The organism is Schumannella sp. GW821-FHT10F01, assembly GCF_058809295.1.
This window is the reverse complement of the sequence record NZ_JBXASM010000019.1, coordinates 12,985-38,103: the sequence shown is the minus strand read 5'-3', so window position 1 is coordinate 38,103 and position 25,119 is coordinate 12,985. Positions and strand designations below refer to the sequence as shown.

Annotated in this window: 21 protein-coding genes; 13 read left to right on the top strand and 8 right to left on the bottom strand. The window is 72.5% G+C overall.

Going from position 1 to position 25,119, the window contains the following annotated elements; all coding sequences use genetic code 11:
* The 3 genes from AC1RSJ_RS15900 to AC1RSJ_RS15890 form a co-directional block, all read right to left on the bottom strand.
* Positions 1–1,402: DEAD/DEAH box helicase (locus AC1RSJ_RS15900; protein WP_493119426.1), on the bottom strand; the 1,402-nt coding region annotated here is incomplete at its 3' end.
* A 216-nt stretch (positions 1,403–1,618) separates the two neighbouring features.
* Positions 1,619–2,290: a DUF1684 domain-containing protein gene (locus AC1RSJ_RS15895; protein WP_493119425.1), complete on the bottom strand. Its 672-nt coding sequence runs from the start codon at positions 2,288–2,290 to the stop codon at positions 1,619–1,621.
* The gene (locus AC1RSJ_RS15890) at positions 2,287–2,757 is read right to left on the bottom strand and encodes a hypothetical protein (protein ID WP_493119424.1); all 471 of its coding nucleotides are present in this window, start codon (positions 2,755–2,757) and stop codon (positions 2,287–2,289) included. Before AC1RSJ_RS15890 ends, AC1RSJ_RS15895 begins: the two co-directional genes overlap by 4 nt.
* A 98-nt stretch (positions 2,758–2,855) precedes the next feature.
* Between AC1RSJ_RS15890 and AC1RSJ_RS15885 the strand changes: the two genes are divergently transcribed.
* From AC1RSJ_RS15885 to AC1RSJ_RS15875, 3 genes are all read left to right on the top strand, one after another.
* Complete coding sequence (locus AC1RSJ_RS15885; RefSeq protein WP_493119423.1) at positions 2,856–3,329, top strand: EVE domain-containing protein; 474 nt, start codon at positions 2,856–2,858, stop codon at positions 3,327–3,329.
* On the top strand, positions 3,326–3,775 hold the full coding sequence (locus AC1RSJ_RS15880; protein ID WP_493119422.1) for a hypothetical protein: 450 nt from the start codon (positions 3,326–3,328) through the stop codon (positions 3,773–3,775). The genes AC1RSJ_RS15885 and AC1RSJ_RS15880 overlap by 4 nt, the downstream gene beginning before the upstream one ends.
* A 103-nt stretch (positions 3,776–3,878) precedes the next feature.
* Entirely contained in the window at positions 3,879–4,193 is a 315-nt protein-coding gene (locus tag AC1RSJ_RS15875; protein ID WP_493119421.1) for a DUF427 domain-containing protein, read from the top strand.
* Between the two features lie 22 nt (positions 4,194–4,215).
* Here AC1RSJ_RS15875 and AC1RSJ_RS15870 read toward each other — a convergent pair whose 3' ends face one another.
* Together AC1RSJ_RS15870 and AC1RSJ_RS15865 are read right to left on the bottom strand one after the other, a co-directional pair.
* Positions 4,216–4,683 (bottom strand): SprT-like domain-containing protein, encoded by a 468-nt coding sequence (locus AC1RSJ_RS15870; RefSeq protein ID WP_493119420.1) that lies wholly within the window; start codon positions 4,681–4,683, stop codon positions 4,216–4,218.
* 133 nt (positions 4,684–4,816) lie between these two features.
* Complete coding sequence (locus AC1RSJ_RS15865; RefSeq protein WP_493119419.1) at positions 4,817–6,037, bottom strand: PQQ-dependent sugar dehydrogenase; 1,221 nt, start codon at positions 6,035–6,037, stop codon at positions 4,817–4,819.
* A 99-nt stretch (positions 6,038–6,136) separates the two neighbouring features.
* Here AC1RSJ_RS15865 and AC1RSJ_RS15860 point away from each other — a divergent pair, with 99 nt between their 5' ends.
* Complete coding sequence (locus tag AC1RSJ_RS15860; RefSeq protein WP_493119418.1) at positions 6,137–7,216, top strand: hypothetical protein; 1,080 nt, start codon at positions 6,137–6,139, stop codon at positions 7,214–7,216.
* 10 nt (positions 7,217–7,226) lie between these two features.
* Here the strand turns inward: AC1RSJ_RS15860 and AC1RSJ_RS15855 are convergent, their stop codons facing one another.
* Together AC1RSJ_RS15855 and AC1RSJ_RS15850 are read right to left on the bottom strand one after the other, a co-directional pair.
* On the bottom strand, positions 7,227–7,781 hold the full coding sequence (locus AC1RSJ_RS15855) for an NUDIX domain-containing protein (protein ID WP_493119417.1): 555 nt from the start codon (positions 7,779–7,781) through the stop codon (positions 7,227–7,229).
* 35 nt (positions 7,782–7,816) lie between these two features.
* Entirely contained in the window at positions 7,817–8,674 is an 858-nt protein-coding gene (locus tag AC1RSJ_RS15850) for a spermidine synthase (RefSeq protein WP_493119416.1), read from the bottom strand.
* A 160-nt stretch (positions 8,675–8,834) separates the two neighbouring features.
* On the opposite strand from AC1RSJ_RS15850, the gene AC1RSJ_RS15845 reads away from it, so the two are divergent.
* Positions 8,835–10,415, top strand: a complete 1,581-nt coding sequence (locus tag AC1RSJ_RS15845; protein WP_493119415.1) for a glucoamylase family protein — start codon at positions 8,835–8,837, stop codon at positions 10,413–10,415.
* A gap of 115 nt (positions 10,416–10,530) precedes the next feature.
* Here the strand turns inward: AC1RSJ_RS15845 and AC1RSJ_RS15840 are convergent, their stop codons facing one another.
* Positions 10,531–11,859, bottom strand: a complete 1,329-nt coding sequence (locus AC1RSJ_RS15840) for an MFS transporter (RefSeq protein WP_493119414.1) — start codon at positions 11,857–11,859, stop codon at positions 10,531–10,533.
* 171 nt (positions 11,860–12,030) lie between these two features.
* On the opposite strand from AC1RSJ_RS15840, the gene AC1RSJ_RS15835 reads away from it, so the two are divergent.
* The 8 genes from AC1RSJ_RS15835 (at position 12,031) to AC1RSJ_RS15800 (ending at position 25,063) form a co-directional block, all read left to right on the top strand.
* Complete coding sequence (locus AC1RSJ_RS15835) at positions 12,031–12,549, top strand: hypothetical protein (RefSeq protein ID WP_493119413.1); 519 nt, start codon at positions 12,031–12,033, stop codon at positions 12,547–12,549.
* Between the two features lie 70 nt (positions 12,550–12,619).
* The gene (locus AC1RSJ_RS15830; RefSeq protein ID WP_493119427.1) at positions 12,620–13,813 is read left to right on the top strand and encodes a sensor histidine kinase; all 1,194 of its coding nucleotides are present in this window, start codon (positions 12,620–12,622) and stop codon (positions 13,811–13,813) included.
* On the top strand, positions 13,810–14,490 hold the full coding sequence (locus tag AC1RSJ_RS15825; protein ID WP_493119412.1) for a response regulator transcription factor: 681 nt from the start codon (positions 13,810–13,812) through the stop codon (positions 14,488–14,490). The genes AC1RSJ_RS15830 and AC1RSJ_RS15825 overlap by 4 nt, the downstream gene beginning before the upstream one ends.
* A 229-nt stretch (positions 14,491–14,719) precedes the next feature.
* A complete protein-coding gene (gene rpoB, locus AC1RSJ_RS15820; RefSeq protein ID WP_493119411.1) occupies positions 14,720–18,214 on the top strand; it encodes a DNA-directed RNA polymerase subunit beta in 3,495 nt (1,164 codons plus the stop codon).
* 50 nt (positions 18,215–18,264) lie between these two features.
* Positions 18,265–22,164: a DNA-directed RNA polymerase subunit beta' gene (gene rpoC, locus AC1RSJ_RS15815; RefSeq protein ID WP_493119410.1), complete on the top strand. Its 3,900-nt coding sequence runs from the start codon at positions 18,265–18,267 to the stop codon at positions 22,162–22,164.
* Between the two features lie 158 nt (positions 22,165–22,322).
* The gene (locus AC1RSJ_RS15810; protein WP_493119409.1) at positions 22,323–23,489 is read left to right on the top strand and encodes a hypothetical protein; all 1,167 of its coding nucleotides are present in this window, start codon (positions 22,323–22,325) and stop codon (positions 23,487–23,489) included.
* A complete protein-coding gene (locus AC1RSJ_RS15805) occupies positions 23,473–23,931 on the top strand; it encodes a hypothetical protein (protein WP_493119408.1) in 459 nt (152 codons plus the stop codon). The genes AC1RSJ_RS15810 and AC1RSJ_RS15805 overlap by 17 nt, the downstream gene beginning before the upstream one ends.
* A 25-nt stretch (positions 23,932–23,956) precedes the next feature.
* Complete coding sequence (locus AC1RSJ_RS15800; RefSeq protein WP_493119406.1) at positions 23,957–25,063, top strand: FHA domain-containing protein; 1,107 nt, start codon at positions 23,957–23,959, stop codon at positions 25,061–25,063.
* The last annotated feature ends 56 nt before the right edge of the window (positions 25,064–25,119 follow it).

The following is a 25,119-nucleotide window of genomic DNA, read 5'->3' as shown; positions in this document are numbered from 1 at the left end:
CTGCGGCACCGCGTCCGCGGCCGCCGTGGCGACGTCCGCCGCCCGCGCCGTCGGTGCGTCCCTCGCCGGCCGGGCGCTCGCCGCGGCCCTCGCCGCCGGCACGACCGCCGCGCGAGCCGCCGTTGCCGCGACCGCCCTGGCCGTCGCGTGCCGCGCGCTTGCGCTGCGCGTTCGCGCCGGTGGACGTGCCGCGAGCCGCCGGAGCGGCCTTCGGGGCCGGGGCCACGTAGTCGGCGATCTCGCCGACCAGCTCGAGCACCTCGGGCGACTCGGCGGTCACGCGGGCCGGTGGCGCGGAGATCGCGGCCTGCTTGAGCAGCTTGCGGAGGTCGGACATCTGCGACGGCATCGCGATCGTCACGACGGCGCCCTCGGCGCCGGCACGGGCGGTGCGGCCCGAGCGGTGCAGGTACGCCTTGTGCTCGGTCGGCGGGTCGACGTGCACCACGAGCTGCACGTCGTCGACGTGCACGCCGCGGGCGGCGACATCCGTCGCCACGAGCACGCGCACCTCGCCGGAGCCGAACGCCGCGAGGTTGCGGTCGCGGGCGTTCTGGCTGAGGTTGCCGTGCAGGTCGACGGCCGGGATGCCCGACGCCGTGAGCTTCTGCGCGAGCTTCTTCGCGTGGTGCTTGGTGCGGAGGAACAGGATGCGGCGGCCGGTGCCCGACGCGAGCCGGCTCACGAGGTCGTTCTTCGAGTCGGTGTCGGCGACCTCGAACACGGCGTGCGTCATGGCCTCGACCGGCGAGGTGGCCTCGTCGACCGAGTGCAGCACCGGGCTGTGCAGGAAGCGCTTCACCAGCTTGTCGACGCCGTTGTCGAGCGTCGCGCTGAACAGCATCCGCTGGCCGTCGGACGGCGTGGCGGCGAGGAGGCGGGTGACCGCCGGCAGGAAGCCGAGGTCGGCCATGTGGTCGGCCTCGTCGATGACGGTGACCTCGACGGCCTCGAGGGTGAGGTGGCGCTGGGCCAGGAGGTCCTCGAGGCGGCCGGGGCACGCGACGACGATGTCGACGCCGCGCTGCAGCGCCTGCACCTGGCGGTTCTGGCTGACGCCGCCGAAGATCGTGGTGGTGCGGAGGCCGTAGGCGGCCGCGAGCGGCGCGAGGACCGCGTCGATCTGGGTCGCGAGCTCGCGCGTCGGCGCCAGGATCAGGCCGAGCGGGCGACCGGCGCGGCGGGTGCCGCCGGCGAGCGCCGTGCCGAGGCGCGCGGCCATCGGGATGCTGAACGCGAGCGTCTTGCCGGAGCCGGTGCGGCCGCGGCCGAGCACGTCGCGCCCGGCGAGCGTGTCGGGCAGGGTGTCCTGCTGGATCGGGAAGGCGGAGGTCTTGCCCTGATCCGCGAGGATCTGGGCGATGGGTGCGGGCACGCCGAGCGTGCGGAAGTCCGTGGACATGGGTGTATCTGAGCTTTCGATTCGGTGGCCTGCCCCGGAAGATGCGGGGAGGTTCGCCGTGAAGAGATGTCAGCCGGCATCCGGGGTGAGAATCCGGGCGGCGAGGGAAGCGCTTGACGACGCGGCGCGAGCGACGGAGGCCGCGCAGTGATCCCAGCCTAGCAGTCCGACTCCGTCGGGGGCCGGACCTCGTCCGGGGCGGGTCGCGGACCCGCCTCAGCCGTAGGTCTCGCCGACCGGGATGCCGACCCGCACCACGTTGCCGGCCGGCGCCAGCGGGCAGGCCCAGGCAGGGTCGTACGCGCACGACGGGTTGTAGGCGAAGTTGAGGTCGACCACGAGCGTGCGGCGCTCGCCGTCGAGGCCGAGGTCCGCGCCCTTGATCGTGTCGAGCAGGTAGCGGCCGCCGCCGTAGGTGCCCCCGGGGCGTCCCGACAGCGCGTCGCGCACCGGCACGAAGAGCCCGCCGCCGTAGCCGGTGTGGCGCCAGACGTCGAGGCCGGGCCGGGCGCCGGCGTCGTGGACCTCCGCATCGCCCGAGCCGACGGGCAGCTCCACGCGGCCGAGCCGCTGGTAGAGCACGGTGCCGTCGGTGCCGGTCTCGAAAGCGAAGTCGGCCGGCTCGGCCGGCAGGATCTCGAGCTCGAACCGCCAGGCGGGGTCGTACTCGGCGAACGGCAGCCCGGTGAAGCCGGGGCGGTCCTCGGGCAGCAGCGGGGTCGCCGGGTGGGTCCGGAACAGCTCGTCGCGGGCCTCGCGCCAGTGCGCGTGCGCCACGGCCGGATCCGACTCGGCCCGCACCTCCGCGTAGATCGCGTACACGCGCCGCCGCCAGTCCGCGGTCTCGATCGCGACGCGCGCGGCGTCGGGGGAGGGGAGGTCGGTCACAGCGTCTCCGTCCGCTTCGCCAGACGGCGCAGTCCCGCCGCCCGCCACTGCCAGAACAGCCAGAGCATCGGCCACATCGCGATGCCGGCCGGTCCGGCGTCGAACTCGAGCTGGTCGCGGTACAGGGCGCCGCCGCGGCGGCCCGGGGCGACCGCCATCTGGTGGCGCCAGCCGCGGATGGCGGCGATCGCCCCGGCGGTGGGCTCGCCGTCGTCCGTCATGATCCGCGCGCCCCGCGAGGTGCGGAACGACGGCCGGATGATCTGCTCGCCGAGCGGGATGAGCCCGAGCAGCGTGAGGCTCACCCGATGCTCGCCGGCGCTCCACCGCTCGGGGAAGCCGCCCGGCTCGCGCGAGCGGATGACGACGAGCGGCGCCGAGACCGCGCGGAAGGCCGCCGGCGATCTGATGAGATCCCACGCGCCCTCCGGCGCGCAGTCGAGCTCGAGCTTCAAGCGGATCCGCACCGCTCCATCCAACACCCGGGCGCCGTCACCGCACCGGGTGCGGAGGCGGGGCCCAGCAATGCCGCTCGCGCGTCGGCGGCCGGGTGCATCATGCGCTCATGAGGTTCTGGCTCGGAGTGGTGCAGCGCGAGCACGCGCTGCGGGGCGTCGCGCTCGGCATCGCGCAGACGAACCATGGCGCGAGGAGCGGCATCGCGCGCATGGCGGCGGGCGACGGCTTCGCGTACTACTCGCCGAAGACGTCGTATCCGGAGGGCGATCCGCTCCGCGAGTTCACGGCGATCGGTCTCGTCGGCGACGGCGAGCCCTGGCAGGCGGACGAGCCGCCGCCCGGGTCCGGACCGGCGCCGCGCATGGGGCGCAATCCCGAGGGCTTCCGGCCGTGGCGGCGCCGCGTCGACTGGTCGGATGCGGCGCGCGCCACCCCAATCGCGCCGCTGCTCGACGTGCTCGACCTCACGCGCGGCACGCCGAACTGGGGGTTCCAGCTGCGGCGCGGGTTCCTCGAGATGACCGAGCATGACTTCCGGCTCGTCGCGCACGAGATGGGCGCCGATAGCCTCGTGCGGTGACCCCGCCCAGCACCGATCCGCTCGCCGCCGCCGACCCCCGCGCCCAGCTGCAGTACCAGGTGCGCTTCGGCTACGGACCGGCCGGCCGCGCCGAGCTGGCGGCCGCCGACCTCGTGGTCGTCGTCGATCACCTCGACGCGGCCGACCCGGACGCGATCGGGCTCGAGGGTGCCCGTGCGGTGGCGGACCGGCTGCTCGCAGCGCAGGCCCAGCGCGGCGACCGGGTGTCGATCGCCGTGGTGGCGGCGGGGCGCGACGACGTGTCGTTCGCCGTCGAGGACGTGCTCGCGGCCGGCGCCGTGATCGAGGCGCTCGCCGACGCTGGCATCGACCACTCGTCGCCGGAGGCCGCGGCGGTCGGCGCGGCGTACGCCGGCCTCCGTCACGCGAGCGGGCACCTCATCAGCGCGAGCGTCACCGCCCGCCTGCTCCGCGCCGGGGGCTGAGTCCGAGCCTGGGCGTCCGCCCGGTCGCCGACCGGCCGGGAATCCACCTCCCGGGCGTAGCGTTCCGATCGACGAGACAGACCGCGAGACCGAGGAGACCCCTATGCCCACCGCCACGCTCAATGGAACCGTCATCGCCGAGGCCGCCGAGGAGGACGTGCTCCACATCGAGGGCAACGTCTACTTCCCGCCGGCCAGCGTGAAGCACGAGTACCTCCGCGAGTCGCCGACGCCGTACACCTGCCCCTGGAAGGGCGAGTGCCAGTACTTCTCGGTGTCGACGACGCCCGACTCGGACGCCGGCTGGCTGCAGGACCGCGCCTGGACGTACCCGCACCCGTTCCCGACCGCGAAGGAGCGCGTCGGCACGGACATCGCCGGCTACGTCGCGTTCTGGAAGGAGGTCCGGGTCTCCTGACCCGGACCCTGCGTCGCACGCCTCAGGCGGCGCTGACCCGCTCGCGCCGGCGCCAGACGATCCGGGCCGACGGATCGAACCGGCGCGAGCAGCGCGCGCACGACAGGTCGCGCGTGGGCTTGCGGTAGCGGAAGTGCTCGTGCCCCTGTGGGCAGGTGCCGATCCACGGCGCGAGCTCCGTCGCGATCTCGCCCGAATGCAGTCGCGAGCCCTCGTAGCCGAGATCGCGTGCGACCGACTTCCAACGGGGCCCGTGGCCGGCGCGCGAGCCCGCGAGCGCGTGCGCGACCTCGTGCAGCAGCACCTGGTGGATCTCGTCGTCGCCGAAGCGGGCCGCGAGGTGCCGCGACACGGTGATGCGCCGCCGCGAGTAGTCGCACAGGCCGGCGCGCGTCTTCGCCGAGTCGAAGCCGAAGCTCCAGAGCGACGGATCGAGGTGCAGGCGGATCAGGGCGTCGGCCCAGCGCCGCACGCGCTCCAGGTCCGCCATCAGCGGACGCCTCGGACGCGGGTGCTCACCCGGATGACGCTACCGCCCGAGGCGTGATGCCGCCGGAACGCCACACAGGCGTGCTCTCGAGGCCGGGCGCGCGCTGCAGTGCGTCGTGCTCGTGCGGCGGGGCTCACGCCGCCGCGAGCGACACCTCGAGCAGCCGGTCGTCGCCGTCGCGCGGCGTGCCGCGGCCGTCCGTGTTGTCGGTGAGCACCCAGAGCGTGCCATCCGGGCCCAGCGTGACGTCGCGCAGCCGTCCGTAGCCGTCGTCACCGGTGAACGCCTCCGTCGCGGCGGCCTCGTCCGTCGTCGCCCAGTCGCCGGACACCGGGCTCAGCGAGAACAGCCGCTGCCCGCCCAGCCCGGCGAGGAAGAACGTGCCGTCGACGTAGGCGAGCCCGCTCGGGCTGGCCTCGTCGGTCGGCCACTGGGCGAGCGGATCCGTGTACTCCGTCGATCCTGCCCCGGACGACCCGGCACGCCCCTCCACGACGGGCCAACCGTAGTTCGCGCCCTTCTCGATGCGGTTGAACTCGTCCCAGGTGTCCTGCCCGAACTCGGCGGCGAAGAGCTGCCCGTCGGCGTCCCAGGCGAGGCCCTGCGGGTTGCGGTGGCCCATCGACCAGACGAGCGAGTCGGCGAACGGGTTGCCGTCCGGCACGCCGCCGTCCGCCGTCATCCGCAGGATCTTGCCGTTGAGCGAGTCGCGGTCCTGCGCGCGCTGCGGGTCGCCGGCGTCGCCGACGGTCGCGTAGAGCATCCCGTCCGGGCCGAAGGCGATGCGGCCGCCGTCGTGGTTGGAGGCGGCCGCGAGCCCGTCGAGCACGACCTCCGGCTCGCCGAGCTCGAGGTCGCCGGAGAGGGTCATCCGCACGATCCGGTTGTCGGAGGCGGTCGTGAGGTAGGCGTAGAGCAGCCGGTCGCCGCCGGGCGCGTCGTCGGCCGCGAGCTCCGCCAGCCCGAGCAGGCCGCCCTCGCCCCGGTGCTGCACGCCGGGCACGGTGCCGATCGGCTCGGGGTCGCCGTCGCCCACGCGGACGATGCGCCCGGTGTCCCGCTCGGACACCAGCGTCTCGCCGGTCGACAGCCGCACGACCGACCACGGGCTCTCGAGCCCGGTTGCGAGCTCCTCTGGCGTGCCGGTCGGCACGAGGTGGCCGTCGGCGCCGGACGCGGACGGCGTCGGCGGGCGCGACCCTCCAGTCTCCGGCGTCGCCGCCGTGCAGCCGGCGAGTGCCGCCACCGCGGCGAGGGCGACGGCCGCGCGGGTGGCGAGGGTGCGGGCCGGGCGGATGCGGCTCGGCCGGATGCTGGCGGGGCGCGGGTGGACGGCGCTGACGACGGGTCCCATGGTCGGACGGTAGGCGGCCCGCCTCCGATCCGGGTGTGAGCCGCGGCGCCCCCGGACGGGGACTGTGCCCTGCCGCGCGTCGATTGCGAGGATGCCTCGGTGAGTACCGGGACGCCGACCGAGATCCTGCTCGACGCGTCGCCGCTCGGCTCCCGGGTGCGCGCCTCGGACCGGCGGGACTTCCGCCGTCGTCACCGCCTGCGCGAGCCCGGCTCGCACCCGCTGCTCGGCATCGTGGCGCTCGGGGTGCTGGCGCTGATCCTCGTCGCGTTCGCGGGCGTCTCGCTGCTGCTCGCCGTCGCCGGGCTCTGGCGGGTGCTCGTGCCGGGCACCGGCTCGCCGTCGGTCCTGCCGTGGTTCGTGATCGGCGTCGCGGTCTTCGCGCCGCCCGCGGTGCTCGTCGTCCGACGGATCGTCCGGGAGATCGCGCTGCCGCTCGCGCGCGGCCGCCGATGGGTGCGGATGGATCGGTTCGCAGCGGCGAATCGCGGCGTCCGCTTCATCGACGAGATCGCGGACCCGCCCTTCCCCGGCATCCTCTTCTCGGTCGGCGGCCGTCGTCGCGCGCAGGGCATGCTGCTCTTCGCAGACGCCGGGATCGACGTCGGCTCCTACTGCTTCGAGGGCGTGCGCACCCAGGACGGCAACGGCGTGCGCCGCGGGTTCGCGCGGATCGCCCTGCCCCGGGCCGTGCCGAACCTCCTGCTCGTGCGGAGCGGCCGCGGACGCAGCGCCCTGCCGATGGAGGTGCGCCCCGGTCAGGCGCTCTCGCTCGAGGGCGACTTCGACCGCACCTTCCGCCTGTACGCGCCCGCCGGCTACGAGCGCGACGCGCTCTACATCATGACGCCCGACCTCATGGCCCTGCTCGTCGACAACGTCGCCGCCTTCGACGTCGAGATCGTCGACGACGTCATGAACCTCTACTCGGCCGACGAGCTCGCGCTCGACGACCCCGCCGTGCTGCAGCGCCTGCTCGAGATCGCGGCCGTCATGGGCGCGAAGCTGCACCGGCAGACCGTCCGCTACCGCGACGACCGCCTCCCGGCCTTCTCGGGCGCGGTCGCGGCGCCCGGACGCCGGCTGCGCTGGCGGGTGCCGGTCATCACCGTCGTCGTCGCGGTCGCCGTCGTGGTGTGGCAGGGCGCGCGCATCCTGCACCAGCTCGGCGCCTGGTAGCGGCCCCACCTCAGCCGATCCGGCCGAGGGCCAGCAGGGCGAACATGATCGCGGCGATCGACTCGCCGTCGCGCATCCCGCCCGACCGGATCAGCTCGAGCACCTCCGCGATCGGCACCGCACGCACATCCGAGATGCCCTCGCCGCGCTGCTCCTCGGCGGCGAGCTCGGCGTCCTGCTCGCTCCGGTGCAGCCCGCGGGCGAGCAGCACGTGCTCGGGTGCGCGGCAGATGCCGTTGAGCGCGTCCATCTGCCCGATCTCCTGCCAGGAGTCGGCGGTGAAGCCGGTCTCCTCGAGCAGCTCGCGGCGGGCGGCGACCAGCGCGTCCTCGCCGTCCGTGCCGCCGGCGACGACCTCGATCGAGGGGCCGACGGTGTGCCGGTCGACCTCGAGCAGCAGCATCTCGTCGGCGTCGGTCAGGGCGACCACGAACACCGCGGGCTGGTTGATGGTGACGACGCCGTAGACGCCGGCGCCGCCGTCGGGCGTCACCACCCGGTCCTCTGCGACGGTGATCCAGCGGTTCTCGTAGACGGTGCGCGAATCGGTCACGGGCCAGGCCATGACCCGATCCTCGCACCCGGGCTCCCGGCGGTCGATCAGACTCGGAAGACGCCCTTCGCCGGCAGGGGGGACGGCGCGGCCGTGTCGTCGGTGGAGACGGGCGCCCCGGCGATCCACGACACGAGCTCCGGACCGTGCACGACCTTCGCCGGATGCGGTCCGCCGGCCAGCAGCCGCGGCATCCACTCGAGCGGCAGCGCGGTCGGCGAGCCGACGAGCACGACGTTGCCGAACCGGCGGCCCTTGAGCAGCTGGGTGTCGGCGAGCGCGGCGACGTCGTCGAACACGGCGCGGAACGTCGCGGCCTGGCCGCGCGCGAAGGCGAGCCCGGTGCCGTCGGCGACGTTCGCGAGCACCACGCCGCCCGGCTTCAGGAGCGCCGCGGCCTCGCGGTAGAACTCGACGCTCGTGACGTGGGCCGGGGTGCGCGCGCCGCCGAACACGTCGACGATGACGACGTCGACGGCACCGGCCAGCGCACCGGGCAGCCGGCCGAGCACCTCGCGGGCGTCGCCGTAGCGCACCCGGATCGCGGCACCGCGGGGGAGCGGCAGCGCCTCGCGCACGAGCTCGATCAGCTTCGGCTCGAGCTCGATCACCTGCTGGCGGGAGCCGGGACGCGTCGCATCCACGTAGCGGGGGAGCGTCAGGGCGCCTGCGCCGAGGTGGACCGCGGTGATCGGCCCCTCGGGCAGCTGGTCGATGACGTGACCCATCCGGCGCACGTACTCGAACGCGAGCTCGGTCGGATCCGCGAGGTCGACGTGCGACTGCGGGGTGCCGTCGACGATGAGCTCGAACGAGCCGTCGCGGAACCGGTCGGGTCGCACCTCCGCCCACAGCCCGGAGTCGAGCACGACGCCGGGCGCGGTCCCGCCGTCCCGTCGCGCCATCCGTCCAGCCTAGGTCCGACGCCGCGCGCGGCACCGACCGCCGCGTCATCTCCGGACCGCCGCGGAACATCAGCGCACACCTGCGAGATCGCCGCGCGATCTTGCATACCAGGCTCATCCGTGGTTCGTTGTAAGCGCATACAGAACAAGGGAGTTCCTGATGTCACGACGCGCGCCCGCCGTCATCTCCGCCCTGGCCGTCGCCGCGGCGGCGGTGCTCATCCCCACGCTGCCCGCGACCGCCGGCGGCGGCGGCCACGGCCACGGCCACGGCGGCGCCGCCGGCGACGCCGTGCTCGAGCGGTACGCCGCCGACACCTGGCACTCGCTCGACGCGATGACCGATCCGGCCACCGGCCTGCCCGCCGACAACATCGAGGGCGACCTCACGGCGCCGAGCGGCGAGACGAGCCCGACCAACATCGGCGGCTACCTCTGGTCGGCCGTCGCCGCGCGCGACCTCGGCGTCATCACCCGCCAGGACGCCCACCGGCGGATGGCGACCACGCTGACGACGCTCGCCTCGCTCGAGCGCCACGACGCCAGCGGCATGTTCTTCAACTGGTACTCGCCGACGACCGGCGAGAAGCTCACCACCTGGCCGGAGTCCGGCGACGTCGTGTACCCGTTCCTCTCCACGGTCGACAACGGCTGGCTCGCCGCCGCGCTCCGCGTCGTCGCCTCCGCCGACCCGTCGCTGAAGAAGCAGGCGACGGCGCTGTACTCGTCGATGGACTTCGGCTGGTTCCACGATCCGACCGGCGGCACGCAGAAGCCGGGCATCGATCCCGCGCTCGGCCTCAACCGGGGCGGCTTCTGGCTCGAGCAGCCCGGCGACACGTGCACGGTTCCCGGCAACTACCACGACGCCGCGGCGACGCCGGTGCTCTACACCTGCCACTGGTACGACACGACGGTGAGCGAGTCGCGCATCGCGACCTACCTCGGCATCGCGAACGGGCAGATCCCCGCGAAGGACTACTACGGCACCTACCGCACGCTGCCCGACCAGGGCTGCGACTTCGGCTGGCAGGAGCAGAAGCCGACCGGCGTCACCCGCAGCTACGGCGGCGTCCCCGTCTACGAGGGCACCTACGCCTATCGCGGCATGCAGCTCGTCCCGGCGTGGGGCGGCTCCATGTTCGAGGCGCTGATGCCCGACCTGTTCGTGCCGGAGGCGAAGTGGGGCCCGGCCTCCTGGGGCGTCAACCACCCGGCCACCGTCCGGGCGCAGATCGAGCACGGCATCGACGAGGCCGGCTACGGCTACTGGGGCTTCTCGCCCGCCTCCGATCCGGCCGGCGGCTACCGCGAGTACGGCGTCGACCTGATCGGCATGCAGGACAACGGCTACACGAGCGACGAGGAGCGCACGGATCCGGATGTCGGCTACGCCGGCTGCCGCGACGCGACGAACCCGGCGCCGACCTACGGCGACGGCGTCGTCACCCCGCACGCCTCGTTCCTGGCGCTGCCCTACGACCGCCAGGCGGCCCTCGACAACCTGGCCGGCATCGAGTCGAAGCTCGGCGCGTACGGACCCGGCGGGTTCTACGACGCGGTCGCGACGAAGTCGGGCACGAAGGCCGAGCGCTACCTGTCGCTCGACCAGTCGATGATCATGGGCGCGATCCTCAACGCCGTGCAGCACGACAAGCTGAAGACGTACTTCGTCGACCGCACGCTCGAGCAGCGGCTCAAGCCGGTCATCGCGGCCGAGGTCTTCGGCTCGCACCTCTGATCCGCTGATCCCCTGACCCGCGGCGCGTGACGTCGGGTTCCGGCGCTTCCGGACAGGCACAGCCATCCGGAAGCGCCGCAACCCGCCGGGTCGTGCGCCACGCGGACCCTGCGGCTCAGCCGGCGGCGGGGTCCGGCCCGGCCTCGGGGGCGCGTCCCGCGCTCGCCGCGCGCATCGCGGAGCGTCCCGAGGGCACGAGCACGGCGATCGCCGTCACGATCACGGTCGCGATGCCGGCGATCACGAGCAGCAACTGCACGCTCACGACGTCGGCGAGCGGCCCGAACACGACCATCGACAGCGGCACCGACAGCGCCATGACGATGCTGACGTAGCTGAAGACGCGGCCCTGGCGCTCGGCCGGCACGGTCTCCTGCACGAGCGTCATGAACGGCGCCGAGAACAGCGGCACGGTGAGCCCGAACAGCAGCATGAAGCCGTAGAACAGCCAGAGCTCCGGCGCGAGCCCGGTCGCGGCGGTGAGCACGCCGAACGCGAACGACGAGATCACGATGAGCGCGATCCGCGACCGCTTGGCGAGCACCGTGGCCGTGAGCACGCCGCCGCCGAGCATGCCGACGCTGAATGCGATCTCGAGCACGGTGACCATCCACACGTCGTCGCCCCAGGTGCGCGCGACCATCAGCGGGGTGATGAACGACGGCGCCGCGCTGAGCAGGAAGATGATCGCGAACAGGACCATGAGCCAGCGGATGAACGCGTGGTGCCAGATGTACCGCGCCCCGTCCACGAGGTCGGCGCGGAAGCTCGTCGCCTTCGCGGCCACCGCCGCGAGCGTCGGCACGGCGACGAGCGCGAGCAGCCCGACGCCGATCACCGCGGTGACGACGTCGATGAAGAACACCGGCACGATGCCGAGCACGCCGTACACGACGCCGGCCGCGGCCGGCGCGAGCAGCGCGAGCGCCGACTGGATGGTCTGGAACGTGCCGTTGATCCGCATGAGCTGATCGCCCGGCACGATCTGGGGGATCATCGCCTGCACCGCCGGAGTCTGGAAGCCCGCGCCGACCGAGCGGATGCCGACGGCCACCAGGATGATCCAGAGGTCGCGCACGCCGGCGAGCATGACGAGCGCGAGCGCCAGGGTCGTGAGCGCGATCGCGCTGTCGGAGACCATGACCAGCACGCGCCGGTTCACCCGGTCGGCGAGCGTGCCGCCCGCGATCGAGACGATGCCCTGCGGCAGGAACGCCGCGACGGCGTAGAGCGCGACCGCGAGGCCCGACTTCGTCTCGAGCGTCACGTACCACATGACCGCGTACTGCACGACCATCGAGCCGAACAGCGAGACCGTCTGGCCGGCGAGGAACAGCGTCGCGTTGCGCTTCCAGCGGGGCAGCTCAGCGGCGGTCGAGGACCCGGTCGGGGCTCCCGTCGAGATGCCGGCTGCGTCGGCGGGCGCGTGGTCGGCGTCGGTCATGGCGTCTCCCGTCCTCGGATGTGAACAGTGTCCACTATCGCCCGCACCACCGACACCGGCAACCTCCACCCGCATGCCCGCGGCGCGGGCTCCCATCCCCACCGCCGATCTCCACCCCGTCTCCACCCCAGGGCGGTGGGCCCGGACGCACGACCGGAGCACCGTGGAGGCATGACAACGCAGAGCCTCCTCACCCTCGCCATCGCCCTCGTCGTGGTCGTCTGGATCGGCGTCCGCCAGCTCACCTGGCAGAACCTGACCCAGCGCTCGGTCTGGATGATGCCCGCCCTCCTCACCGGCATCGGGCTCGTCACGATCACCGGCGCGACGAAGGCGGCCGACGTCACCCCGGGCGCCGTCGGCGTGCTGCTCGGCGAGCTCGCCCTCAGCGTCGGCATCGGCCTGGTGATGGGCCTCATCACCAGGTTCCGCCGGCTCGAGAACGAGATCGTCGACGGCCGCGGCCGCCGGGTGATCTGGCAGACCCGCACCGGCTGGGCCGGCCTCGTGCTCTGGATCGCCCTCATCGCGGTGCGCGTCGGCATCGACGTCTGGGCGGAGCGCTCCGGTCTCGGCCCGCTGGTCGCCTCGACCGGCGCCATCCTGCTCGTCGTCGGCGTCAACCGGCTGTGCCGCTCGGCCCTGCTGCAGCTGCGGATGAGCCGCCACCACCTCGCGCTGGCGGCGTGAGCGCGTCCCCGATCCGCCGGCGCCGCTCGGTGCCGGCGTCCGGGAGCGGCGGGATGATGGCCTCGTGACCATGTTCCGACCGCTCCCGGACGGCGACGACGCCGGCGGACGACGGGGCGCCGTCCGCCTGCTCCTCAACGTCATGTGGGCGGCGATCTTCTCGATCGGCATCTGGCTCACGCTCGACAAGGACCGCCCGGCGTGGGTCTGGATCGTCTGCGCGGCCGGCATCGCCGTCTGGGTCGCGCGGGCCGTGACGCCCGACCGCCGCGCCCGGCTGCAGATCGCGCTCGAGCTCGTGATGATCGTGGCCGGCGGCGTCGCGGCGTTCTCCGCGAGCGTGCTCGGCGGGGTGCCGCTGGCGGTGGGCGTCATCCTCCTGATCGGGCGGCCGCAGCGGCCGCTGGCGCTCGGACTGGCCGCGCTGCCGCTCGCGCTCGCGGCGCTCGCGGCCGGCGCGCTGCTGTCCACGCGCCCGGCCTCCGAGGCGCCGAGCCTCGCACTCGGCTGCCTCTCCACCCTCGCGATCGCGGCGCTCGTCGGGCTGAGCCGGCGCCAGAGCCGCACCGCCGAGCTGCGCACGAAGGAGCTCGACGAGGAGCGGCGCCGGGCCGAGCGGCTCGACGACCACGCCCGGGTGGCCCGCGAGCTGCACGACGTGCTCGCGCACGGGCTCGGCGGGCTGGTCGTGCAGCTCGACGCCGTGGACGCCCTGCTCGAGGCCGGCCGCGAGCGGGAGGCGGCCGACCGGGTGCGCGCCGCGCGGGCGCTCGCCGTGGACGGGCTGCGCGACGCCCGCCGCGCGGTCGACGCCCTCCGCTCCGACGACGCGGTCGCGCCGCCCGTGCCGCCGCAGCAGCTCGCCGGCTCGCTCGAGGAGCTGATCGGGGCGCACCGCGGACTCGGCGGGGTCGTCGACGCCCGCCTCGACCCGGCACCCGGGCCCGTGCCGGCGGCGGCCGCCTCGGCGCTGCGGCGCACGCTGCAGGAGTCGCTGAGCAACGCGCGCAAGCACGCGGCGGGGCAGCCGGTCACCGTGCGGTTCGGGGCGGAGGCCGGCCGGCTCGTGCTCCGGGTCGAGAACCCGGCGGAGGCGCCCGACACGAGCGCGACCACGAGCGCGACCGCGGACGACCTGGCCGCGACCGGCGGCGGCCACGGCATCCCCGGGATGGAGGAGCGGATGGCGGAGCTCGACGGCGGCTCGCTCGAGGCGGGGCGCCGCGACGGCGTGTTCGCTGTGCGGGCGGAGGTGCCGGCATGATCCGCGTGCTCGTCGCCGACGACCAGGCGATCGTGCGCGACGGCATCTCGACCGTGCTCGGCCTGGAGCCCGACATCGAGGTGGTCGGGCTCGCGTCCGACGGCGCCGAGGCGGTGCGGCTCGCCGCCGAACTGCGGCCGGACGTCGTGCTCATGGACCTCCGGATGCCGGTGCTCGACGGGGCGGCCGCGACGGCCCGGCTGCGCGAGACCGCGCCGGACACGGCCGTGCTCGTGCTCACGACCTACGCGGACGACGCGTCGATCATGGGCGCGCTGCGGGCCGGGGCGCGCGGCTACCTCACGAAGGACGCCGGCCGCGCGGAGCTCGCCGCCGCCGTCCGCGCCGTGCACAGCGGGCAGACGACGCTCGCCGCGGAGGTCGGCGCGCGGCTCATCGGCGGGCTGACGTCGGAGCCCGCCCCGCCGTCAGCGGACGTCGCGGCGACACGCGCCGGCGGCGTCGGGGGTGCGTCGCCCGAGCGGTTCCCCGGCCTCACCGCCCGGGAGCGCGAGGTGCTCGGCCTCATCGCCGACGGCCTCGCGAACCCCGAGATCGCGGTGCGGCTCTTCGTCTCGACGGCCACGGTGAAGACCCACGTCAACGCGATCTTCGCGAAGCTCGGCACCCGCACGCGCGCCGAGACCATGGCCCTGGTGCACCGCACCGCCCCCTGATCCGCTGCTTATAGACCCGTCCCAGAAAAAGGTCAAGCATGTGGTGGACATGGCGAGTCGGATGGGGCTATAGTCGATCCTTGCGCTCCCACTTCCCCCATGCCCTCATATTGCGGTCGGCTGGTGCGCCCCGAGAATAGCGGCGGGGCCGGTGATCATCCCGGTGAGCTCTCGTATCCACCATCGATAACCACGAGGACGGCCCAGTCCTCTCGGAGGTTGTTTCCCTTTGGCTGCTGCGCGCTCCGCATCCCAGAACGACACCCCTAAGAACGGTCGCGGAGCTTCCCGCCTCTCGTTCGCCAAGATCACCGACACGCTGACGGTCCCCGACCTGCTGGCGCTCCAGACGGAGAGCTTCGACTGGCTGGTCGGCAACGACGCCTGGCGTGCTCGCGTCGAGGCGGCGCAGGCCGCCGGCGACGCCGGCGTGCCCGAGACGACCGGTCTGGACGAGATCTTCGAGGAGATCTCCCCGATCGAGGACCTCGGCGAGACGATGCAGCTCAGCTTCTCGAGCCCCGAGCTCGAGGAGCCGAAGTACTCCATCGACGAGTGCAAGGAGCGCGGCAAGACCTATGCCGCGCCGCTGTACGTCAACGCCGAGTTCATGAACCACATGACCGGCGAGATCAAGACCCAGACGGTCTTCATGGGCGACTTCCCGCTCATGACCGAGAAGGGCACCTTCATCATCAACGGCACCGAGCGTGTCGTCGTGTCGCAGCTCGTCCGCTCGCCGGGCGTCTACTTCTCCCGCGAGGCGGAGAAGACCTCCGACAAGGACGTCTACTCGGCGCGCGTCATCCCGAGCCGCGGTGCGTGGCTCGAGTTCGAGATCGACAAGCGCGACCAGGTGGGCGTGCGCATCGACCGCAAGCGCAAGCAGTCGGTCACGGTCTTCCTCAAGGCCCTCGGCCTCACCTCCGAGGAGATCCTCGAGAAGTTCGCCGGCTACGAGTCGATCGCCTCCACGCTGGAGAAGGACGCCATCCTCACCAAGGAGGAGGCGCTCAAGGACATCTACCGCAAGCTGCGTCCGGGCGAGCAGGTCGCCGCCGAGGCCGCGCGTGCGCTGCTCGACAACTTCTACTTCAACCCGAAGCGCTACGACCTCGCCAAGGTCGGCCGCTACAAGATCAACCGGAAGCTGGGCCTCGAGGCCTCGCTGAAGGACTCGGTGCTGTCGGTCGACGACATCGTCGCGACGATCAAGTACCTGGTCGCCCTGCACGCCGAGCAGACGACGATCGAGGGCACCCGCGAGGGCAAGGCCGTCGACATCCGCATCGACGTCGACGACATCGACCACTTCGGCAACCGCCGCATCCGCGCGGTCGGCGAGCTCATCCAGAACCAGGTGCGCACCGGCCTCAGCCGCATGGAGCGCGTCGTGCGCGAGCGGATGACGACGCAGGACATCGAGGCGATCACCCCGCAGACCCTGATCAACGTGCGCCCCGTGAGCGCCGCGATCAAGGAGTTCTTCGGCACGTCGCAGCAGTCGCAGTTCATGGATCAGAACAACCCGCTCGCGGGCCTGACCCACAAGCGCCGCCTCTCGGCCCTCGGCCCCGGCGGCCTCTCCCGCGACCGCGCCGGCGTCGAGGTCCGCGACGTCCACCCGTCGCGCTACGGCCGCATGTGCCCGATCGAGACCCCGGAGGGCCCGAACATCGGCCTGATCGGCTCGCTCGCGTCATTCGCCCGCATCAACTCGTTCGGCTTCATCGAGACGCCGTACCGCCGGGTCGTCAACGGCAAGGTCACCGACCAGATCGACTACCTCACCGCGAGCGAGGAGGACGAGTTCCTCGTCGCCCAGGCCAACGCGCCGCTGACGAAGGACTTCCACTTCGCCGAGGAGCGCGTGCTCGTCCGTCCGAAGGGCGGCGAGGTGGAGCTCGTCGAGCGCGACCGCGTGGACTACATGGACGTCTCGCCGCGCCAGATGGTGTCGGTCGGCACGTCGCTGATCCCGTTCCTCGAGCACGACGACGCGAACCGCGCCCTCATGGGTGCGAACATGCAGCGCCAGGCCGTGCCGCTCCTCCGCTCCGACTCGCCGTTCGTCGGCACCGGCATGGAGGGCTACGCCGCGATCGACGCCGGCGACGTCGTCACCGTCGACAAGGCGGGCGTGGTGCTCGAGGTGAGCGCCGACGTCGTCACCGTGCAGCTCGACGAGGGCGGCACCCAGGAGTACTTCCTGCGCAAGTTCGGCCGCTCCAACCAGGGCACCTCGTACAACCACCGCGTCATCGTGGAGGCCGGCGAGCGTGTCGAGGTCGGCCAGGTGCTGGCGGACGGCCCCGCGACGGAGAACGGCGAGCTCGCGCTCGGCAAGAACCTCCTCGTGGCGTTCATGCCGTGGGAGGGCCACAACTTCGAGGACGCGATCATCCTCAGCCAGAACCTGGTGAAGGACGACGTCCTCTCCTCGATCCACATCGAGGAGTACGAGGTCGACGCCCGCGACACCAAGCTCGGCAAGGAGGAGATCACCCGCGACCTCCCGAACGTGAGCCCGGAGCTGCTCGCCGACCTCGACGAGCGCGGCATCATCCGCATCGGCGCCGAGGTCGCGCCCGGCGACATCCTCGTCGGCAAGGTCACGCCGAAGGGCGAGACCGAGCTCAGCGCCGAGGAGCGCCTGCTCCGCGCGATCTTCAACGAGAAGAGCCGCGAGGTGCGCGACACCTCCCTCAAGGTGCCCCACGGCGAGGAGGGCACCATCATCGGCGTCAAGGTCTTCGACGCCCAGGACGGCGACGACGAGCTCGGCTCCGGCGTGAACCAGCGCGTGGTCGTGCTCATCGCCCAGAAGCGCAAGATCACCGCGGGCGACAAGCTCGCCGGTCGTCACGGCAACAAGGGCGTCATCTCGAAGATCCTGCCGGTCGAGGACATGCCGTTCATGGAGGACGGCACCCCGGTCGACGTGATCCTCAACCCGCTCGGCATCCCCGGCCGCATGAACTTCGGCCAGGTGCTGGAGCTCCACCTCGGGTGGATCGCCAAGCAGGGCTGGGAGGTCGAGGGATCGCCGGCATGGGCGAAGCGACTGCCGAAGGCGGCCCACTCGGCCCCTCCCGGCACCAAGGTGGCGACGCCGGTCTTCGACGGCGCCTCCGAGGAGGAGATCGAGGGACTGCTCGAGTCGACCCTGCCGAACCGCGACGGCGAGCGCCTGATCGGCTCCACCGGCAAGACCCGCCTGTTCGACGGCCGCTCCGGCGAGCCGTTCCCGGACCCGGTGTCGGTCGGCTACATGTACATCCTCAAGCTGCACCACCTCGTGGACGACAAGATCCACGCCCGGAGCACCGGCCCGTACTCGATGATCACCCAGCAGCCGCTCGGTGGTAAGGCGCAGTTCGGCGGCCAGCGCTTCGGCGAGATGGAGGTGTGGGCCCTCGAGGCGTACGGAGCGGCGTACGCGCTGCAGGAGCTCCTGACGATCAAGTCCGACGACATCCTCGGCCGCGTGAAGGTCTACGAGGCGATCGTCAAGGGCGAGAACATCCAGGAGCCCGGCATCCCCGAGAGCTTCAAGGTGCTCATCAAGGAGATGCAGTCGCTGTGCCTGAACGTGGAGGTGCTCGCCGCCGACGGCTCTGCCGTCAGCCTGCGCGACACCGATGACGAGGTCTACCGCGCAGCGGAGGAGCTCGGCATCAACATCTCCAGCCGGTTCGAGTCGTCGTCCATCGACGACATCTGATCCGGACCTCATCACAGACTTCTATTACTCAGGAAAAGAGAGAACAGCACGTGCTCGAAGCCACTGCTTTCGATGAGATCCGGATCGGCCTTGCCACCAGCGCGGACATCCGCGCCTGGTCCTTCGGCGAGGTCAAGAAGCCGGAGACGATCAACTACCGCACCCTGAAGCCGGAGAAGGACGGCCTGTTCGGCGAGCAGATCTTCGGACCCTCGCGCGACTGGGAGTGCTCCTGCGGCAAGTACAAGCGAGTCCGGTTCAAGGGCATCGTCTGCGAGCGCTGCGGCGTGGAGGTCACCAAGTCCTCCGTCCGCCGCGAGCGGATGGGCCACATCGAGCTGGCCGCGCCGGTCACCCATATCTGGTACTTCAAGGGCGTCCCGTCGCGCCTCGGCTACCTGCTCGACATGGCGCCGAAGGACCTCGAGAAGGTCATCTACTTCGCCGCCTACATGGTGATCGAGGTGGACGAGGAGGGCCGTCACCAGGACCTCCCCGGTCTCGAGAACGAGATCAACCTCGAGATCAAGCAGCTCGAGCAGGCCCGCGACTCGCGCATCAACGCGCGTGCCGAGCAGCTCGAGAAGGAGCTCGCCGAGCTCGAGGCCGAGGGTGCCAAGGCCGACCAGAAGCGCAAGGTCAAGGACGCGGGCGAGAAGGAGATGTCCCTCATCCGCAAGGGCGTCGACGAGCAGCTCGCGCAGCTCACGCGCGTCTGGGAGGACTTCCGCACGCTCAAGGTCGGCGACCTGAAGCCGGAGGACAGCGTCTTCCACGAGCTCCAGGACCGCTTCGGCTCGTACTTCGAGGCCTACATGGGCGCCGAGGCGATCCAGAAGCGCCTCCAGGCCTTCGACCTGGCCGCCGAGGGCGAGCTGCTCCGCGAGCAGATCGCGACCGGCAAGGGCCAGAAGAAGATCCGCGCGATCAAGCGCCTGCGCGTCGTGTCGTCGTTCCTCGCCACCGGCAACTCGCCGGCCGCGATGGTGCTCGACGTCGTGCCGGTGATCCCGCCGGAGCTTCGCCCGATGGTCCAGCTCGACGGCGGCCGCTTCGCGACCTCCGACCTCAACGACCTGTACCGCCGCGTCATCAACCGCAACAACCGCCTCCGCCGCCTGCTCGACCTGGGCGCGCCGGAGATCATCGTGAACAACGAGAAGCGGATGCTGCAGGAGGCCGTCGACGCGCTGTTCGACAACGGCCGCCGCGGCCGTCCCGTCACGGGCACCGGCAACCGCGCGCTGAAGTCGCTCTCCGACATGCTCAAGGGCAAGCAGGGCCGGTTCCGCCAGAACCTGCTCGGCAAGCGCGTCGACTACTCGGGCCGCTCGGTCATCATCGTCGGACCGCAGCTCAAGCTGCACCAGTGCGGTCTGCCGAAGCAGATGGCGCTCGAGCTGTTCAAGCCGTTCGTGATCAAGCGCCTCATCGACCTGCAGCACGCGCAGAACATCAAGTCCGCCAAGCGGATGGTGGAGCGCTCGCGCCCGCAGGTCTGGGACGTGCTCGAGGAGATCATCCGCGAGCGCCCCGTGCTGCTGAACCGCGCGCCCACGCTGCACCGTCTGGGCATCCAGGCGTTCGAGCCGCAGCTCGTGGAGGGCAAGGCCATCCAGCTGCACCCGCTCGTCTGCGCCGCGTTCAACGCGGACTTCGACGGCGACCAGATGGCCGTGCACCTGCCGCTCTCGGTGGAGGCCCAGGCCGAGGCCCGCATCCTCATGCTCGCCTCGAACAACATCCTCAAGCCGTCCGACGGCCGTCCGGTCACCCTGCCCTCGCAGGACATGATCATCGGCCTGCACCACCTGACCACGGTCAAGGAGGGTGCGACGGGTGAGGGCCGCGCGTTCGCGTCGGTCGCCGAGGCGATCCTCGCGAAGGACCAGGGCACGCTCGACCTCAACGCGATCGTCAAGATCCGCCTCGAGAACCTCTACCTCGACGAGTCCGTCGCGGCCGAGGGCTTCGAGCAGGGCTCGACCGCGCTGAAGGAGACCTCGCTCGGCCGCGCGCTGTTCAACGAGGCGCTCCCGGCCGACTACCCCTTCGTGGACGCGGTGGCCGACAAGGGCCGCATCTCGGCGATCGTCAACGACCTCGCCGAGCGCTACCCCAAGGTGGAGGTCGCGGCGACGCTGGACCGCATCAAGGACGCCGGCTTCTACTGGGCGACCCGCTCGGGTGTGACCGTCGCGCTCTCGGACATCGTGACCCCGGTCGACAAGGCCGAGATCATCGCGAAGCACGAGAAGCAGGCCGCGAAGATCCAGTCGGAGTACGACAAGGGCTTCATCGACGACGCGGCGCGTCGTCAGGAGCTCATCGACATCTGGACCGAGGCGACCAACGAGGTGGCCGCGTCCATGCAGGACGCCTACAAGCCGGGCAACAACATCTTCCGGATGGTGTCGTCGGGCGCTCGAGGCAACTGGCTGCAGGTGCGCAACATCTCGGGTATCCGCGGCCTGGTCGCGAACCCGAAGGGCGAGACCATCCCGCGTCCGATCATCTCCTCGTACCGCGAGGGGCTGAGCGTGGCGGAGTACTTCATCGCCACGCACGGCGCGCGCAAGGGCCTGGCCGACACGGCGCTCCGCACCGCGGACTCCGGCTACCTGACCCGTCGTCTCGTCGACGTCTCGCAGGACGTCATCATCCGCGAGGACGACTGCGGCACGACGCGCGGCCTGGAGATCCGGATCGCCGAGAAGCTCGAGGACGGCACGTTCGTCCGCGACGCCAACGTCGAGAACCAGGCCTACGCCCGCACGCTGGCCGAGGCCGTCACCGACGCGAAGGGCGCCGTGATCGCGGAGGCCGGCTCGGATGTCGGCGACGTGCTCATCGAGTCGCTCGTCGGGGCCGGCATCGAGACCGTGAAGGTCCGCTCGGTGCTGACCTGCGAGTCCGCGGTCGGCGTCTGCGCCGCCTGCTACGGCCGCTCGCTGGCCACCGGCAAGCTCGTGGACATCGGCGAGGCGGTCGGCATCATCGCCGCCCAGTCGATCGGCGAGCCCGGCACGCAGCTCACCATGCGCACCTTCCACCAGGGTGGTACCGCGGGTGCGGATGACATCACGCAGGGTCTGCCGCGTGTCACCGAGCTGTTCGAGGCCCGCACCCCGAAGGGCGCCTCGCCCATCGCGGAGTCGGCCGGCCGGGTGACCATCGAGGACACCGACAAGCAGCGCCGCATCGTGCTCACGCCCGACAACGGCGACGAGGACCACGTGTACCCGGTGCTCAAGCGCGCCACCCTCCTCATCGAGGACGGGCAGCGCGTGGAGCTCGGCCAGCAGTTCGTGGTCGGCAACCTCGACCCGAAGGAGGTGCTGCGCGTGCAGGGCGTCCGCGCCGTGCAGCAGCACCTGGTCGACGGCGTGCAGGGCGTGTACCGCTCGCAGGGCGTGCCGATCCACGACAAGCACATCGAGGTCATCGTGCGGCAGATGCTGCGCAAGGTCACCGTCGTCGAGCACGGCGACACCGACCTGCTCCCGGGTGAGCTCGTCGACCGCTCGAAGTACACCGAGATCAACCGCGGCGCGATCACCGAGGGCAAGAAGCCGGCCTCGGCCCGCCAGGAGGTCATGGGAATCACCAAGGCCTCGCTCGCGACCGAGTCGTGGCTGTCGGCCGCCTCCTTCCAGGAGACGACCCGCGTGCTCACCCAGGCCGCCATGGAGGGCAAGAGCGACTCCCTGGTCGGCCTCAAGGAGAACGTGATCATCGGAAAGCTGATCCCGGCCGGAACCGGTCTCGCGCACTACCGCAACGTGACCGTCGAGGCCACCGAGGAGGCGAAGGCGGAGCGCTACCCGAACCGCATCTTCTCCGACGACGCGGTCTTCAGCGACAGCGACCTGAGCTTCGTCGACTTCGACACCTTCAGCACGGGTGACGACTTCGGCGGCGGCTCGTCGAGCGGCGGCACCTACAGCTGACGCTCGCGCCATCGGCGCACGAGGGCCCCGCGGATCCGTCCGCGGGGCCCTTCGCCGTCCCCCGGAGGCCGCGACGGCGCGCCCGCCGCGCCCCCGGCATCCCCGGGGCGGCGCCCTCCCGCGGCTACCCTGGGGCCACCCCCGAACCAGGAGGCGCCATGAGCACGCTGCCCCCCGACGCCGGCCGCCGCGCCGACGACGAGTCCGACGAGTCCGTCGAGTACCCCGCGGTGCCCGCACGCGAGCACGCGAACCACGGGGAGGCCGGCGTCGACCTCGCGGGCGGCCCCGATCCGGAGGAGCCCGTCGCGGCGGCCGAGCCGGTCGAGGACACCGGGGAGCCGGCCGACCCGTCCTCCTTCGAGGACGCCGTCGAGGAGTCCGTCGAGCCGCAGCCGGTCGTCGAGCCGGAGCCCGTCGTCGAGCCGGAGCCGGAGCCCGAGCCCGAGCCGGAGCCGGTCGTCGAGCCCGAGCCGGTCGTCGAGCCCGAGCCGGAGCCCGCCCCGATCGCGGTGCCGGATCCGTCGGCCCCGCCGGCGCTCGTCGAGCCGGACGACGCCCCCGCGGCGGACGCGGAGGCCGCGCAGGCCGCCGCCCTCGCGGACGCCGAGGCCGCCGCCCACCCCGACGGACTCGAGTTCGGCGAGGCGCCGGCGCCCGCCGCTCCGGTCGCGGAGACCCCCGCCGCGGAGACCCCGGTCGAGCCGGCCGCCGTGCCGCCGACCCTCGGCATCGCGTCGCCGGTGGTCGCGGGAGGCGCGATCGCGATCGCGTCCGCCGGCGATCCGCCCCGACCCCGCAGCAACCGCGGGTTCGGCGTGGGCATCGCGCTGCTCTCGTCGCTCATCTTCGCCGCGGCGTACGCCGGGCTGATCGCGCTGCTCGTCGGCTACCGCACCCGGTCCGACGAGTTCCCCGACGCGCTCGAGGCCGTGCTCCGCTCCGACGTGCTGATCGTGCCGGTCGTGGTGTTCGCGGTGCTCGCGGTGCTGATCGCCCTGCTCGTGAACCGCGCCGGCTGGTGGGCGCACGTGCTGCTGAGCCTCGTGCTCGGCGCGCTCGTCTACGCCGGCTCGGTGGCGGTCATCCTGCTGCTGAACGGCGTGATCGGGCTCACGCCCGACCAGGCGCGCAGCGCGATCGCGGCCGCCCTGAGCCGGCCCGAGCTCATCGCAGCGGGCTTCGCCGCCCGCGAGGTGGCGCTGTGGACGGGACTGGCGACCGCGGCGCGCGGCCGTCGCGTGACCGCCCGCAACCGGCGCGAGCGCGAGGACTGGGAGCTCGCCGACGCCGAGGCGCGCGGAGCGGATGCCCCCGTCCGCTGAGTCGGACGGCGACGGCGCCCCGTCGTCCGCGCCGGGGCCCGGCGCTCCCGTCTGTCCCGCCTGGACGGTCGCGCTCTTCGTCGCCGTCTCCTGGGCGGCGGTGGTCTTCGCGGTCGACGGGCTGATCGCCGTCGGCAGCGGACGCGACCCGGTGCCGTCGGGCGTGGATCCGTACTACGGGCTGCTCGCCCTCGCGGCGGCCGGCGTCGTCGTCTGGCTCGGCGTCGCGCTCGGAGCGCCGGCGTCCTCGCCGATGCTGCCCGCCCTCGTCACGGCGGCGTCCGTGTACCTCCTCATCGTGGCGAGCGGACTCGTCGCCGGACTCCGCCTGCTGGCGGTCCAGGCGACGAGCCCCTTCACCGTGGTGGCGGCCGTCGTGGCGGCGGTCGCGGTCGTCGCGACCTGGACGGCGCTCCGCATCCTCGCGCGACGCAGGAGCTGACTCGCACTCGGATACACTGCGATCCGTGTTCGCGTATCGTCTCGCCCCGGCCGCCGACACGGCCGGCTGGGCGGTGGTCACCGACCGGTTCCTCGGCCTGCTCGGCCCCGAGGCCGGACCCGAGATCGCCGCCGAGCTCTACCGCCTGCTCGACGCGCCGGCGACCCGCATGCCCGAGGTGCTCGACGCCCTGGCCGCCCACGACGAGGTGGGCCGCGTCGCCGTGATCGAGGTCGTCGAGGCCGGCGACCGGGTGTTCTCGGTCGCGGTGCGCGGCGACGTCGCCGTGGAGATGGGCGGCGTCACCTCGAGCCGGCTGTCCGGCCCCGGAGCCACGAACTGGATCAGCAGCGAGGCGCACGGCGTCGCGTTCCTCGCGCTGGCGCTGGGCACCGCCGACGAGGAGGAGGGCGCCGCGCTGCCCATCCGCCGCGGCGTGGTGCGCACGCGCTCGATCGCCGTCGACGAGGCCGCCATCCCGACCGCCGACCTGGAGCCCGCCGATGACGCCGCGGCGCCGACCCGGCAGATCCCCGTGCAGCGGGTGCTCGACCGGTCGGAGCCGGCGACGCCGCCGCGCGTCCGGAAGCCGAGCGCCCGCGTGCGCGCCGTGCTGCCGGTGGACGACCCCCGGGTGGCTGAGCCCGTCGAAGCCCCGGTGGACGACGACAGCCGGGTGGCTGAGCCCGTCGAAGCCCCGGTGGACGACCCTTCGACAAGCTCAGGGATCCGAGAAGGGAGCTCAGAGATCCGAGAAGGGGGCTCAGGGATCCGAGAAGCGATCCCGGAGGAGAGCTCGGCGCTCATCTACCTGCTGCCGGACGGCCGCGAGGTCGACGCGAGCGTGCCCGTGGTGTTCGGGCGGCGTCCGTGGGCGGGGACCTCGGAGCAGCCGGCCGTCCACGTGATCGCGCCGAGCCCGAACCGCGAGATCTCCGGCGTGCACCTCGAGCTGGCCGTCGTCGACGGCGAGGTGCACGCGCGCGACCTGGATTCGACGAACGGCACCCTCGTGCTGACCGGATCCCGACCGCCCCGCCTCCTCCATCATGGGGGTACGACAACGGTCGGATCGGGAGATATCCTCGACCTGGGGGAGGCGTTCCGCGTGGTCATCAGCGCGCGGAGCTGATTCGGGTCCGACCCCGGACATTCGATCGTCGCGACCCGGGAGCGGCGGAGGAGGAC